We start from the raw sequence: 13436 nt of genomic DNA, 5'->3' as shown, positions 1-13436 counted from the left end.
GCCGGTGCGCCTTACGCGCCTTCTTCGTTGAACTTGCCGGCGACGAGTTCGGCGATGGCGTCGAGCGCTGCCTGCGCTTCGGGGCCCTTCGCGGAGACGATCACCGTGGTGCCGGGCCCGGCCGCGAGCATCATCAGGCCCATGATCGAGGTGCCGCCGACGGTCTCGCTACCGCGCGTGACCCAGACCTCGGCGTTGAAGCGCTCGACCGTCTGGACGAATTTGGCTGAGGCCCGGGCATGCAGGCCGCGCTTGTTGACGATCAGGAGCTCACGGGAAATGGCGCCCGCTGGCACGCTCGGGCCGACTTCGTTCGCGCCCGAGGTTTCGTCGTTCATTTGCCTGCGAGAACGCGGCTGGCGATGGTGACGTATTTGCGGCCGGCTTCCTGGGCCATCGCGATCGCATCGGGCAACGAGCGCTCCTCGCGAACCTTGGCAAGCTTGACCAGCATGGGAAGATTGATACCCGCGAGCACTTCCACCTTCGGGCGGCTCATGCAGGAGATCGCAAGGTTCGACGGCGTGCCGCCGAACATGTCGGTGAGGATCGCAACGCCGTCGCCGCTATCGACGCGATTGACCGCTTCGATGATGTCGCTTCGACAGAGATCGGAGTCGTCCTCCGCTCCGATCGTAATTGCTTCAATTTGTTTCTGTGGACCCATCACGTGTTCGAGCGCCGCTCTGAACTCGTCGGCAAGGCGCCCATGGGTCACCAGCACTAGACCAATCATCGGAAACTCCTCGTGGGCGCTCTTTGGTGCACCGCACGAACGCGCCACTTTGACCATCCAGAGGCCCTGCGCAAGAGGGCATCTTGGCTAGTCTCCCTGTTCCTGGCGATAGAGAGGGGAGGCTGCGCCGACCAAATCGGACGCGATAGTGGATGTGATATGGTTACCAATTCCCTTTCCACAATCGGCCGCAAGATTACCGGGACATGAACTTTCAGTTGTCGTTAGCGCGGCGACAACCAGCGGCAGGGGTTGGAAGCCGGCAGCGACCGGAATTCTCGGTAGCAAAACACCATTTAGGTCGATCTTGAGAGCTTCCGGCGGCGGCAGCCGCTCCGCGTCCTCGGCCGCCAAGTCGACGACGAGCCCGACCCTGGCCTGCCCGACAAAGTCGCAGCGGCGGATTCCGAGGCCTCGGATCTCGATCAGGCCGGCCAGTTCCCGTGCCGGCCGGACCCACAATTGTTCGCCGGCTGTGTCGAGATGGACACGGTCGTCACCCACCAAAATGGCGGTCGGAAGCTGTCCGGAGCGGCCGGCGAGAATCAGATCGAACGCCAGGCGGGACTTGCCCGCGCCCGACGGCCCCCGGATCAGCACGGCACGCTCGCCGACGAGAACGGCGGATGCGTGCACGCTGACGTTGCGGCTCATAGTGTCGGCAGCCTGACCACGAAGCGTGCGCCGGCGATCGTGGGCTTGCCGTCCTCGCCGGCAGGGCCATGGCGATTTTCAGCCCAGATGCGCCCGCCATGCGCTTCGATGATCTGCTTGGAGATCGAGAGCCCAAGGCCGGAGTTCTGGCCAAAGCCCTGGTGTGGGCGGTCGGTGTAGAAACGCTCGAAGATCCGCTCCAGCGCATCCTGGCCGATGCCCGGCCCGTCGTCGTCGACGACGATCTCGACCTCGTTGCGGACGCGGCGGCAGACGATACGCACCTTGTCGCCGGGCTTGGAGAAGGACTGCGCGTTCGACAGCAGGTTCGAGATCACCTGGCCGAGCCGCGAATCATGACCCGGCACCGAGAGCGTGTCGGTCGGTCCGCGGCCCTCGAAGCGGGCCTCAACGGCGACATCGTGGCCGAGCCGCGTCTCGTTGGCGACGCCGGTCAGCGTCGTCAGCAGCCGGCGCAGGTCGACCTGTGCCATGTCCTGGCGCTGCAGCTCGGCATCGAGCCGGCTGGCATCCGAGATGTCGGAGATCAGGCGATCGAGCCGCTTGACGTCGTGCTCGATCACGGCGAGCAGCCGCGCGCGGCTGGTGTCGTTGCGCGCCAGCGGCAGCGTCTCCACCGCTGATCGGAGCGAGGTCAGCGGATTCTTGAGCTCGTGGGCGACATCGGCGGCGAACATCTCGATCGCCTCGATGCGGCTGTAGAGCGCGTTGGTCATGTCGCGCAGCGCGCCGGAGAGATGGCCGATCTCGTCGCGGCGCCCGGTGAAGTCCGGAATTTCGACGCGGGTCTGGATGCGGTGGCGGACACGCTCGGCGCCATCGGCGAGCCGCCGCACCGGACCCGCGATCGTGCTTGCCAGCAGCAGCGACAGCATGATCATGACCGCGGATGCGACGCCGCCGACCTTGAGGATGGCGAGGCGTTCGGACATCACCATCTGGTCGATGTCGTCGCCTTGCGTGGTCAGCATCAGCGCGCCGCGCACGGCGCGGAAATGCTGCACGGGGACCGCGACCGACACCACCACCGCACCGCGTTCGGTGACGCGCACCATGCTGCTGTTCAATCCCTCGAGCGACTTTGCGACTTCCGGATAGCCCTTGCCGCCTTCGGGCCCGAGCTCGCGATAGATCGGCAGGTCGCCGCGGTTGAACCAGGTCTTGATCGCGATCTTGCTTCTCTCGTACAGCGACGGCTTCTCTGACGGCGGCGGCAGCTCCATGCGCAGCACGTCGCCGCGTGCGAACAGGTTGCGGCTGTCGAGGATCAGCCCGCCGTCGCGGTCGAAGATGCGGGCGCGCGTCTTGGTCGGCGCGATCAGGCGGCGCAGAATCGGCGCCACGCGCTCGGGATTGATCGGGAAGTCCGCCGATTCGTCGGGCTGACCGAAGCTCTCGCCGGGCTTCAAATCGAGCAGCCGATCGGGATCAATGGTGACGGTGTTGCCTTCCACGGTCGCCGATGCGGCGATCGCCTCCGAGATGATCTCGGCATAGACCATCAGGCTCTGCGTGCGCGCCTCGATCAGGCCGGCGCGAAACTGCGAGAGATAGAGGATGCTCGCGACCAGCGCGACGAGGCCGGCCAGGTTGAGCGAGACGATGCGGCGCGTCAGGCTCGAGAACGACAGCGCGAAGAAAAACTGACCGGCACGGCGCAGCCAGCCGAGCGGGCGCCGCCAGCCTTTTTCCTGCGCCACGTCGTCAGCTATTGCATCGTGTTCGAGGAGCAGTAGCGCGTCCTCGGTGTTCAGTCCCTGCTCGGGCTGCGTTCGATCAAGCACTGCCAAAGCTGCCGGTTGGTGTGGATGTCGTCCCGCGAAGCACGTAATCGCCCGCGCGACGTTACCCCAGCCGCGCGGGCCCTGTCAGTTAACAAAGCATCCCGGAAGCGCAGATCAGGCTTCCTTGAAGCGATAGCCGACGCCGTACAGCGTCTCGATCATCTCGAACTCGTCGTCCACCACCTTGAACTTCTTGCGCAGCCGCTTGATGTGGCTGTCGATGGTGCGGTCGTCGACATAGACCTGGTCGTCATAGGCGGCGTCCATCAGCGCATTGCGGCTCTTCACCACGCCGGGACGGGTGGCAAGCGCCTGCAGGATCAGGAATTCGGTCACCGTCAGCGTGACCGGCTCGTTCTTCCAGGTGCAGGTGTGGCGCTCGGGGTCCATTCGCAGCAGGCCGCGGTCGAGCGCACGGGCGTCGGGCTCCTTCGGCGGAGCGGTCGGATCCTTGGGCTGGCCGCGGCGGAGCACAGCCTTGACGCGCTCGACCAGCAGGCGCTGGGAGAACGGCTTACGGATGAAATCGTCGGCGCCCATTTTCAGGCCGAACAATTCGTCGATCTCCTCATCCTTGGAGGTGAGGAAAATCACCGGCAAATCGGACTTCTGCCGCAGCCGCCGCAGCGTCTCCATGCCGTCCATGCGGGGCATCTTGATGTCGAGGATCGCCAGGTCGGGCGGCGACGTGCGAAAACCATCCAGCGCCGACGCACCGTCCGTATAGGTCATGATGCGATAGCCTTCGGCTTCGAGCGCGATCGAGACGGAAGTGAGAATGTTGCGGTCGTCGTCGACCAAGGCGATTGTGGGCATGTGCTGCTTTCACAATGAGAGTGGCTTAAGCGGCGGGCATTCCAGCGACGCGCCGTACAACAGGGCTTCGAACGCGGTCAACGAGCAATGCAAGCTGGGCTGAAGTGTGACCGAGTTCCGCAAAAAACGCTTCTGCGACCCATGCGTTGGACCCCATATAGCACCCTGAGATCGTGAGGAAAGGCCCTTTTTCGCTCAGAAATCGGCCGGTTCCGCAATAAAATGACCCGATAGGCCCATGCAATCGACCCCCGATTTCAACTCCGCTCGGCTCGCCCGCTCGCTGCTTCGACGCAGCCGTCAGGGGGCACTCGCCACACTCATGACGGGCAGCGGCGATCCCTACTGCTCGCTGGTCAATCTGGCTTCCCATCCGGACGGCTCGCCGATCCTGCTGATCTCGCGGCTAGCGCTGCATACGAAGAACATCCTGGCCGACGGCAGGGTCTCGCTCATGCTGGACGAACGCGCTGAAGGCGATCCGCTGGAAGGGGCACGGATCATGCTAGCAGGGCGGGCGGAGGAGGCCACTGAGGCTGCGGTGCCGCTGCTGCGCCGCCGCTATCTCGGCGTCCATCCCTCCGCGGAAGCCTTTGTAGATTTTAAGGATTTTGCATTCTTTCGGGTCCGGCCCACCGGAGCCCATCTGGTGGCCGGATTCGGCCGGATCATCGACCTCAAGCCGGAGCAGTTCCTCACCGATCTCAGCGACGCTGCGCCCCTGTTGGAAGCAGAGGAGGGCGCGGCGGCGCATATGAATGAAGATCACCGCGAGGCGATGAATCTCTACGCCACGCGCCTGCTCGGCGCGGAGAGCGCGGATTGGATCTGCACCGGCTGCGATCCCGACGGCATTGACATGCAGGCAGACCGCAAGACGTTGCGACTCGACTTCCCCGAAAGGGTCACGACCGGCACTGAACTGCGCAAGATGCTGATCCGCCTCGCCGCCGAGGCCCGCGCCAAGGGATCATCGCATAGCGGGTAATCAAAAGGACCATCGATCGGCTCGAGCGTAGCCGCTGCGACGAGGCATGGTGTCGCATGGCTGCTGTTCGGCGCGACCGAGCGGGACGTTTGGCGATGCAGGCGTCGGCCCCGGGGACGCTGACAGCGCGATCATTTTGCGCCGGTGAATTGTCGTCGCCGACAGCGCGAACGCGGCGCAAGAAAACGCGGCACAAGAAAGATCATGACGTCGGGAAGATTTGCGCGCGACGTAGAGCACTGAGCCGAGTGGTCGCTGATTGCGTTATCATCAGCAGCGCGGCACGGCCGCGCCGCTGACGATCAGATGTCATCTGCGGAACCTGTGCCGCAGTTGTGCATTGACATGATTCAGCTTCGGCCATGGCTCGTTAGCCGTGGCTGAAGTTGCGCGACCGAAGCTCGGTGCAGATCGGGTGATGCTATCCGTGCAACACGAGAGTGGACAACATGCGCGACGTGGTGACGTTGCGCCAGGTCCTGACGAAGCGTCTCGACGATGCATCGTCGCTGCGAAATGCATACCCGGCATTCTCGGTCATTTTCGCGCTGATCGGACCGCGTCTGCCTCACGCGCTGGCATCGTTTGTGCATTGCAATGCTGTGATTTCAGGGAAAACAGCGATCAAACGTCGCGCAACTCCGGTGAAATCGACACGAAAGCGAAAGCGAAGCGAAACAGTCCCGCGATGCGGCATATACGCGACATGACGAGCCCGCCTTGGAATAAACCAAAACCCGGTGGACTAGCTTGGCAAGCCCGGCGATCCCCACTATTAGGTCGCCGGACCGGAGCCGGAAGGCTATATTCAACAGGCGGTCACCGCGGCGGGGCGCGTTTGGCGACATTCGCGCGAGCAAGGATACGCGGGTTCGAGGAGGTTCTTCGTGCAAGAGACGGGCGTGCATAACGGTGCCTTCGGCGCCGACAAATTCGGCTTAAAGAATCTCAGGGGCGTGCATTGGAATTACGGCGCGCCCCAGCTCTATGAGCATGCGCTGCGCAACAATGAAGCGGTGCTCTCGGCCGATGGCGCACTGTGCGCGGACACCGGCGTGTTCACCGGGCGGAGCCCGAAGGACAAGTTTACGGTTCGCGACGGGCTCACCGACAAGAGCATGTGGTGGGCCGGCAACCAGTCGATCACGTCGGAGCAGTTCGCGGCGCTCTATGCCGACTTCCTCAAGCACGCCGAAGGCATGACGCTGTTCGCGCAGGATCTCTATGGCGGCGCCGATCCGAAGCATCGCATCAAGACGCGCGTCTTCACCGAGCTTGCCTGGCATTCGCTGTTCATTCGCACGCTGCTGATCCGCCCCGAAACGTCGGAGCTCGCGAGCTTCGTTCCCGAACTCACCATCATCGACCTGCCGAGCTTCCGCGCCGATCCGAAGCGCCACGGCGTACGCTCGGAGAACGTCGTCGCGATCGATTTCGCCCGCAAGATCGTCCTGATCGGCGGCTCGCAATACGCCGGCGAGATGAAGAAGAGTGTCTTCACCACGCTGAACTACTATCTGCCCGAGAAGGGCGTGATGCCGATGCACTGCTCGGCCAATGTCGGTCCCGATGGCGACACCGCGATCTTCTTCGGCCTGTCCGGCACCGGCAAAACCACGCTCTCCGCCGATCCCAAGCGCACGCTGATCGGCGATGACGAGCACGGCTGGAGCGAGGACGGCGTCTTCAATTTCGAAGGCGGCTGCTACGCCAAGTGCATCAAGCTGTCGGGCGAAGCCGAGCCGGAAATCTACGCTGCAAGCAAGCGCTTCGGCGCGGTGCTGGAGAATGTCGTGCTCGGCGCGAACGACCGCGTGCCCGATTTCGACGACGGCTCCAAGACCGAGAACACCCGCTCGGCCTATCCGCTCGATTTCATCCCGAACGCCTCGCGCACCGGCTGCGCGCCGCATCCGAAGAACGTGGTGATGCTGGCCGCCGACGCCTTCGGCGTGATGCCGCCGATCGCCAAGCTGACGCCGGCGCAGGCGATGTACCACTTCCTGTCCGGCTATACCGCGAAGGTCGCCGGCACCGAGCGCGGTCTCGGCAACGAGCCGCAGCCGGAATTCTCCACCTGCTTCGGCTCGCCGTTCCTGCCGCGTGATCCGTCCGTGTACGGCAACATGCTGCGCGACCTGATCGCCAAGCACAACGTCGATTGCTGGCTGGTCAACACCGGCTGGACCGGCGGCAAGTACGGCGTCGGCCGCCGCATGCCGATCAAGGTGACGCGTGCACTGCTGACCGCCGCGTTGAACGGCTCGCTGCGCAATGCCGATTTCCGCACCGATCGGTATTTCGGCTTCGCGGTGCCGACCTCGCTGCCGGGCGTCGAGCCGCATATCCTCGATCCGATCAAGACCTGGGCCGACAAGGCCGAGTTCGACAAGACCGCGCGTGCGCTGATCGGCATGTTCCAGAAGAACTTTACCAAGTTCGAAGCGCAGGTCGACGCCGAAGTCCGCGCCGCTGCGCCGGAAGTGAAGCTGGCGGCGGAGTAAGCCGCGCACCGATCGCACGATCTGAAAAGGCGGCCTTCAAGGCCGCCTTTTCCTTTTCAATGACCGTCCTGCAAACGAGCGCACCTCTCGATCCGTCACCCTGAGGAGCGCGCACTTGCGCGCGTCTCGAAGGGTCGACGGGCACTGGCTGGGCCGTGCATCCTTCGAGACGCGCTACGCGCTCCTCAGGATGACGGGACCGGTGCAGAGCCCGCTTCGCTGTTTGTTACTCACCCATCTCCGGCAACACTGCGTTGCTCGGCGTCGGGCGGTCGGTGATCTGCAGGCCGAACAGGCTGCCGATCAATTCGACCGCGACGCGTGCGGTGCGGCCGCGCTCGTCGAGGAAGGGATTGAGCTCGACGATATCGAGCGAGCGCACCAGTCCGGAATCGTGCAGCAGCTCCATGATCAGATGCGCCTCGCGATAGGTCGCCCCGCCGGGCACGGTGGTGCCGACACCGGGCGCCACCGCAGGGTCGAGGAAGTCGACGTCGAACGAGACATGCAGCACGCCGTTCTTGGCCTTGACGCGATCGATCACGCGACGGGTCAGCACGGCGACGCCGAACTCGTCGATCTGGCGCATGTCCGCGATCGAGACGTTGCGCTCTCGCAATAATTTGCGCTCCAGCGGATCGACCGATCGCGTGCCGATCAGGTCGAGCTGGTCGGGCGGAATCGAGGCGCGCGGCAGGCCGCCGAGCAGATTGTCGAGCCCGTCCTCGCCGCACAGGAAGGCCGCCGACATGCCGTGCATGTTGCCGGTGATGGTGGTGGCCGGCGTGTTGTAGTCGGCATGCGCGTCGACCCACAGCGCGAACAGCGGCCGGCCCTTCTCCTGCCAGTAGCGCGCGACGCCATTGATCGACCCCATCGACAATGAGTGATCGCCGCCCATGAAGATCGGAATCGCGCCGGAATGCGCCAGCCAGTAGGCGCGTTCGGAGAGCGCGCGGGTCCAGGTCTTCACCTCGTCGTAGAATTTGGTGTTTGCCGGCACCGGGCCGTCGGCAACGACAGCCGGGATTGCAAGATTGCCGTGGTCGTCAACGGAAAAGCCCAGTTGCTCGAGCAGGCGCGCGATACCCGCCGTGCGCAGCGCATCGGGCCCCATCAGCGGACCGGCCTGCGCCGCGCCGATCTCGATGGGAACGCCAAGCAGCGCGATGCGCGAGGGTCTGGAATTGTCGGCTTCGGACATGCGGCAGTGCTCCCAAAGGCGTGAAACAGAAGCGACGCGCCAATGTTCCTTCAACCTATGAAATAGGCAATCCGGCCGTGATGGATCATGTGGATATTTGCCTTCCCGTGGGCTTCGGCTCTGATCGAATCAGAGCTGAAGCCCGCGTTCACGCGAGCCGGTGTCGGCTTTGCGCGAACACGCTGCTACGCCTTGAAGTAGGCGATCTGCGTCGTGGTGGCGAGCAGGCGGCCGGACGGCGACCATAATTCACCATGCTGGTCGCCGTAGCTCTTGTGGAAGGTCTTTGCATCGGCCACCGCGAGCAGGCGGGTGGTGTCCTCCGCGTCGAGGTCGACGGTATCGGCGTGGAAGTAGGTCGTCAGCGACACCGTGCCGAACGGCACCAGTTCGTGCCGCGCGTGGAAGATGCGGCCGAAGAAGGCGTCCGACATCGACATCAGCGACAGCGCGTCGACCTTGCGCGGTGACCGGTCGGCGATCCAGAGTTTTGAATAGGCGCTCGACGGCTGCTGCGGTGCGGCGCTGCCGAGCTTCGGCTCGCCCTCGACGAAGCGGAAGTCGTACTGATTGGCCCAGGTCATCGCGAGCTTGGGATAGGACCGGAGCTGCTCGAACGGCGTGGCGCCGGGAAAGCTGGCCGGCTGGTGCGACCATGAGGGCCGGCGCTCGGCAAATACGGCGGTCGCCAGCGTCGCGACGTCGCCGCCGCCCTGCGTCATCTCGACCGACCAATGCTGGCTCGAACGATTGGCCTTCACCAGGCGGACGTCGAGATCGAAGCTGCCCTCGGCGACCGGCGCGCAATAGTTCACGGTGAGCGCCAGCGGATCGCCGGCGCGCTGAGGATGCTGCATCAAAGCCCGCAGGATCGTCGCGGCGGTGCAGCCGCCGAACGGCCCGACGAACGCCCAGTAATCCGGGCTGGTGCGTCCCTGCCAGCGGCTGTCGCCGGCGGTGACGGCCGTTGCTTCATCGAAAAGGTGCGGGGTCTTGGTGAGCATACGAGTCCTTGATCGCAGACGTTCGTCTCTGTCATTGCGAGCCAACGGGTCGCGCGAATGCGCGCCCGATGACAGGCTCCGCGAAGTAATCCATGCTTCCACAAGCGGAGACATGGATTGCTTCGTCGCTATCGCTCCTCGCAATGACGCGCAACACCAGTACCCCGGCAACGGTGCCGAATTCAATGACGTCGGACGTAATCGATTTCCGCGCTCCGGGATTACCCCTTGGCCTCGCGTCGCGTGCCGAGCAGTGGCGGCGCGGTCGGATGCACCGGCACGTGCCAGATGTCCTCGGCATATTCGCGGATGGTGCGGTCGGAGGAGAACCACGCCATGCGCGCAACGTTGAGGATCGAGGCGCGCGTCCAGGCCGGGATTACCTGCCAGCGCGCGTCGATGCCGCGTTGCGCATCGTAGTAGGAATCGAAATCGGCCGAGACCATGTAGTGGTCGAGAAAGCGCAGCGCGTGACCGATCGAGGCGAAGCGGGCGGGATCGCCTGGCGAAAACGCGCCGCTCTCGATGGCGCGGATCGCGCGTTCCAGCCGTGGCGATTTGCGGATCACGTCGCTGGCGTCCAGTCCCTGCTTGCGGCGGACCATGACGTCGCCGGCCTCCATGCCGAAGATCGCGATGTTCTCCGTCCCGACCCAGTCGCGGATTTCGATATTGGCGCCGTCGAGCGTGCCGATCGTCAGCGCGCCGTTCAGCGCGAGCTTCATGTTGCCGGTGCCGGAGGCCTCCATGCCGGCGGTCGAGATTTGCTCGGAGAGATCGGCGGCCGGGATAATCACCTCGGCGAGGCTGACATTGTAGTCGGCGAGGAAGGCGATCTTCAGCTTGCCGCCGAGCGAGGCGTCGTTGTTGACGATCTCGGCGACGTCGTTGATCAGCTTGATGATCAGCTTGGCGTAGCGATAGCTCGCCGCCGCCTTGCCGGCGAAGATCTTCACGCGCGGCACCCAGTCGCGCTGCGGCTCGTCCTTCATCGCGTGGTAGAGCGCGATGGTCTCCAAGATGTTGAGCAGTTGCCGCTTGTATTCGTGGATGCGCTTGATCTGCACGTCGAACAGCGCTGACGGATCGACCTTGACGTTGTTGCGTTCGCCGATCAACCGCGCCAGCGCCAGCTTGTTGTGGTGCTTGACGTCGCGGAAACGCCGCTGGAACTCGAGGTCACTGCTGTGCTCCTCGATCCGTTCGAGCAGCGAGAAGTCGTCGAGCACGGCCTCACCGCACGTCTCGCGCAACAGCGCGGTCAGACCCGGATTGGCGAGCATCAGCCAGCGGCGGAAGGTGATGCCGTTGGTCTTGTTGGTGATGCGTTGGGGATAGAGATGATGCAGATCGTGGAACACGGTCTCCTTCATCAGGTCGGAATGCATCGCCGAGACGCCGTTGATGCGGTGCGAGCCGACGAAGGCGAGCTGGCCCATCCGCACGCGGCGGCCGCTTTTCTCGTCGATCAGCGACACCGAGGCGCGATATTCGATGTCGCCGGGGCAGCGCTCCTCGGCGAGCGCGAGATGCTGCTGGTTGATCCGGTAGATGATCTCGAGATGCCGCGGCAACAGCCGCTCGAACAGCTCGACCGGCCAGGTCTCCAGCGCCTCCGGCAGCAGTGTGTGGTTGGTGTAGGACAGTGTGGCGACGGTGATCTTCCAGGCCTCGTCCCAGCGGAAATTGTGCAAGTCCACCAGGATCCGCATCAACTCCGCCACCGCGAGGCTCGGATGGGTGTCGTTGAGCTGCACGGCGGCCTTCTGCGCGAGGTTGCGCAAACCGCCGTCGGATGCGAGGTGCCGCTTCACGAGATCCTGCAGCGAGGCCGAGACGAAGAAATATTCCTGGCGCAGCCTGAGCTCACGTCCTGCCGCGCTTTCGTCGTTCGGATAGAGGAATTTGCAGATCGCTTCCGCACGCGCCTGCTCGGCGCTCGCGGACACGTAGTCGCCCGTGTTGAAGACGTCGAGCTCGAGCGGATCCGGCGCATGCGCCGACCACAGGCGCAGCGCGTTGACGCGCTCGCCGCGCCAGCCGACGATCGGCGTGTCGTAGGCCATCGCCTCAACGGTTTCCGCCGGGTGCCATACGGCGCGATCGCGGCCCTGCTCGTCGACATGCTCGACATGGCCGCCGAAATGAACGTTGTAGACTACCTCCGGCCGTTGGAATTCCCAGGGGTTGCCGAAGCCGAGCCACTCGTCGGGATATTCCTGCTGCCAGCCTTGATTGATGATCTGGCGGAACAGGCCGAAATCGTAGCGGATGCCGTAGCCGATCGCCGGGATTGCGAGGGTGGCCATGCTCTCCATGAAGCACGCGGCGAGACGGCCGAGGCCGCCATTGCCGAGCGCGGCATCCGGTTCGCATTTGCGCAAGTCCGAGAGGTCGACGCCGAGATCGCCGAGCGCGGCCTCGAACAGCGGCAACAGCCCCATATTGTTCAGCGCGTCGGTGAACAGGCGGCCGATCAGGAACTCGAGCGAGAGATAATAGACGCGCTTGGCACCGGCGTCGTAACTCTGTTTTTCGGCGGTCAGCCAGCGATGCACGATACGGTCGCGCAGCGCCAGCGCCGCCGCCTTGTACCAGTCGCGCCTGGTCGCCACGGTCGCATCCTTGCCGATCGCAAGCCGCAGCTTGGCGAGAATCGCGCTCTTGATTTCGGCCAGTGCCAGCTCGTCGACCGGCTGGTTCAGTGCCGGGTAGTTTGTTTGTTCCTGCAACGCGCCAATCCCTGCCTTTCAGACTTCCGGATCACGACGCATGGCACGCGTCATGATCTCAACTCTCTATTTGAACGTGACCAGTTCGAAAACCGGTTCCACCTAGCCAGGCCACACTTCGCCACAATGATACGCACGTTGCGCCGCAATCGAAACCATTGCGAGCCTGCCGTGCAGTGCGCTGCCGTGATTTTATGCAAGGACCGGGCCGACCTGGGAACCCTTCGAACCTGCCATCACCGCTGTTATAGTCAGCTTCCAAGGCCGAGATCTTGCGACACCTTAACGGAGGATGCGCGATGAGGCTATTGATAGAGATCGTGGCCGCAACCTTGCTCGTGATTTGCATCACTGCCACGAGCGCGGCCTACGCAACAGCTAAAATCGGCCACATTGCCGACGTCCTGAGCTGCAGCTTCAGCGTCACCCCGAATGTCACGCCGCGCGCAACGGGAACACCGTGGTGATACGGATTCCCTGGACTTAACGAGCTCTCTACAAGAGGAATTGCCGCGCGTGGGGCAGGCACATTTCATTCCGAAGCAATTTCTACGGCGGGCCGCTGACATGTTCAGCGGCCCGTATTGCTTTTGTAGCTCCTTCGTGGGGATGGCGTCCCTCACAACTCGTCGCCCCGGCGAAGGCCGGGGCCCGTAACCACAGTTGTCAGAGAAGATGGGATAGATCGCTCCACTCTGGATTGTCCTGCTCAATCAGACGAATCTTCCAGTCGCGGCGCCATTCCTTCAGCGCTTTCTCCCGTGCGATTGCCTCCTGTGGTGAAGCGTAGATCTCTACGTAGACCAGTCGCGTGACGCCGTACTTCTTGACGAATTGCGAACCGCGTCCGGAGCGATGCAGCATGAGCCGATTTCGAAGATCGTTGCTCATTCCAATGTAAAGTGTCCCATGGCGGCGGCTGGCGAGAATATAAACGTAATAGGCTACTGAGTTCATCTCAGGGCCGATCGCGCAAATGTTCCAGCAGCGGTG

At 63.7% G+C, this 13436-nt stretch carries 12 protein-coding genes; 3 read left to right on the top strand and 9 right to left on the bottom strand.

Translation table 11 applies throughout. The features are described from left to right. Positions 1-11: 11 nt before the first annotated feature. The 5 genes from P6U25_RS34280 to P6U25_RS34260 form a co-directional block, all read right to left on the bottom strand. Entirely contained in the window at positions 12-338 is a 327-nt protein-coding gene (locus P6U25_RS34280) for an HPr family phosphocarrier protein (protein WP_407149149.1), read from the bottom strand. Continuing rightward, entirely contained in the window at positions 335-736 is a 402-nt protein-coding gene (locus tag P6U25_RS34275) for a PTS sugar transporter subunit IIA (RefSeq protein WP_021076632.1), read from the bottom strand. The genes P6U25_RS34280 and P6U25_RS34275 overlap by 4 nt, the downstream gene beginning before the upstream one ends. A gap of 87 nt (positions 737-823) precedes the next feature. After that, positions 824-1390 (bottom strand): HPr kinase/phosphorylase, encoded by a 567-nt coding sequence (locus P6U25_RS34270; protein ID WP_407149148.1) that lies wholly within the window; start codon positions 1388-1390, stop codon positions 824-826. Beyond that, the gene (locus P6U25_RS34265) at positions 1387-3195 is read right to left on the bottom strand and encodes a stimulus-sensing domain-containing protein (RefSeq protein WP_407149147.1); all 1809 of its coding nucleotides are present in this window, start codon (positions 3193-3195) and stop codon (positions 1387-1389) included. Before P6U25_RS34265 ends, P6U25_RS34270 begins: the two co-directional genes overlap by 4 nt. A 114-nt stretch (positions 3196-3309) precedes the next feature. Then, on the bottom strand, positions 3310-4011 hold the full coding sequence (locus P6U25_RS34260) for a response regulator transcription factor (RefSeq protein ID WP_139479670.1): 702 nt from the start codon (positions 4009-4011) through the stop codon (positions 3310-3312). Positions 4012-4249: 238 nt separating this feature from the next. Between P6U25_RS34260 and P6U25_RS34255 the strand changes: the two genes are divergently transcribed. The 3 genes from P6U25_RS34255 to P6U25_RS34245 all read left to right on the top strand — a co-directional run bounded on the left by P6U25_RS34255 (position 4250) and on the right by P6U25_RS34245 (position 7503). Beyond that, a complete protein-coding gene (locus P6U25_RS34255) occupies positions 4250-4999 on the top strand; it encodes a HugZ family protein (RefSeq protein WP_407149146.1) in 750 nt (249 codons plus the stop codon). A gap of 449 nt (positions 5000-5448) precedes the next feature. After that, positions 5449-5709 (top strand): hypothetical protein, encoded by a 261-nt coding sequence (locus P6U25_RS34250; protein ID WP_407149145.1) that lies wholly within the window; start codon positions 5449-5451, stop codon positions 5707-5709. 177 nt (positions 5710-5886) lie between these two features. After that, positions 5887-7503, top strand: coding sequence for a phosphoenolpyruvate carboxykinase (locus P6U25_RS34245; protein WP_407149144.1), 1617 nt, complete (start codon positions 5887-5889; stop codon positions 7501-7503). Positions 7504-7729: 226 nt separating this feature from the next. Here P6U25_RS34245 and rocF read toward each other — a convergent pair whose 3' ends face one another. From rocF to P6U25_RS34225, 4 genes are all read right to left on the bottom strand, one after another. Then, entirely contained in the window at positions 7730-8707 is a 978-nt protein-coding gene (gene rocF, locus P6U25_RS34240) for an arginase (RefSeq protein ID WP_407149143.1), read from the bottom strand. A 185-nt stretch (positions 8708-8892) separates the two neighbouring features. Then, positions 8893-9711, bottom strand: coding sequence for an acyl-CoA thioesterase (locus P6U25_RS34235; RefSeq protein WP_407149142.1), 819 nt, complete (start codon positions 9709-9711; stop codon positions 8893-8895). Between the two features lie 221 nt (positions 9712-9932). After that, a complete protein-coding gene (locus P6U25_RS34230; protein ID WP_407152694.1) occupies positions 9933-12452 on the bottom strand; it encodes a glycogen/starch/alpha-glucan phosphorylase in 2520 nt (839 codons plus the stop codon). Positions 12453-13109: 657 nt separating this feature from the next. Beyond that, a complete protein-coding gene (locus tag P6U25_RS34225; protein ID WP_407149141.1) occupies positions 13110-13400 on the bottom strand; it encodes a GIY-YIG nuclease family protein in 291 nt (96 codons plus the stop codon). Between the last annotated feature and the right edge of the window lie 36 nt (positions 13401-13436).

This window comes from Bradyrhizobium sp. ORS 86, from assembly GCF_045571475.1.
Lineage (GTDB): Bacteria > Pseudomonadota > Alphaproteobacteria > Rhizobiales > Xanthobacteraceae > Bradyrhizobium.
Note: the sequence above shows the minus strand (reverse complement) of the source record. Positions and strands in the feature narration are given on the sequence as shown.

Excerpts from the sequence above, each read along its gene's own strand:
- P6U25_RS34280 (WP_407149149.1), bottom strand. The coding sequence starts at position 338 with ATGAACGACGAAACCTCGGGCGCGAACGAAGTCGGCCCGAGCGTGCCA.
- P6U25_RS34275 (WP_021076632.1), bottom strand. The coding sequence starts at position 736 with ATGATTGGTCTAGTGCTGGTGACCCATGGGCGCCTTGCCGACGAGTTC.
- P6U25_RS34270 (WP_407149148.1), bottom strand. The coding sequence starts at position 1,390 with ATGAGCCGCAACGTCAGCGTGCACGCATCCGCCGTTCTCGTCGGCGAG.
- P6U25_RS34260 (WP_139479670.1), bottom strand. The coding sequence starts at position 4,011 with ATGCCCACAATCGCCTTGGTCGACGACGACCGCAACATTCTCACTTCC.
- P6U25_RS34255 (WP_407149146.1), top strand. The coding sequence starts at position 4,250 with ATGCAATCGACCCCCGATTTCAACTCCGCTCGGCTCGCCCGCTCGCTG.
- P6U25_RS34250 (WP_407149145.1), top strand. The coding sequence starts at position 5,449 with ATGCGCGACGTGGTGACGTTGCGCCAGGTCCTGACGAAGCGTCTCGAC.
- rocF (WP_407149143.1), bottom strand. The coding sequence starts at position 8,707 with ATGTCCGAAGCCGACAATTCCAGACCCTCGCGCATCGCGCTGCTTGGC.
- P6U25_RS34235 (WP_407149142.1), bottom strand. The coding sequence starts at position 9,711 with ATGCTCACCAAGACCCCGCACCTTTTCGATGAAGCAACGGCCGTCACC.
- P6U25_RS34225 (WP_407149141.1), bottom strand. The coding sequence starts at position 13,400 with ATGAACTCAGTAGCCTATTACGTTTATATTCTCGCCAGCCGCCGCCAT.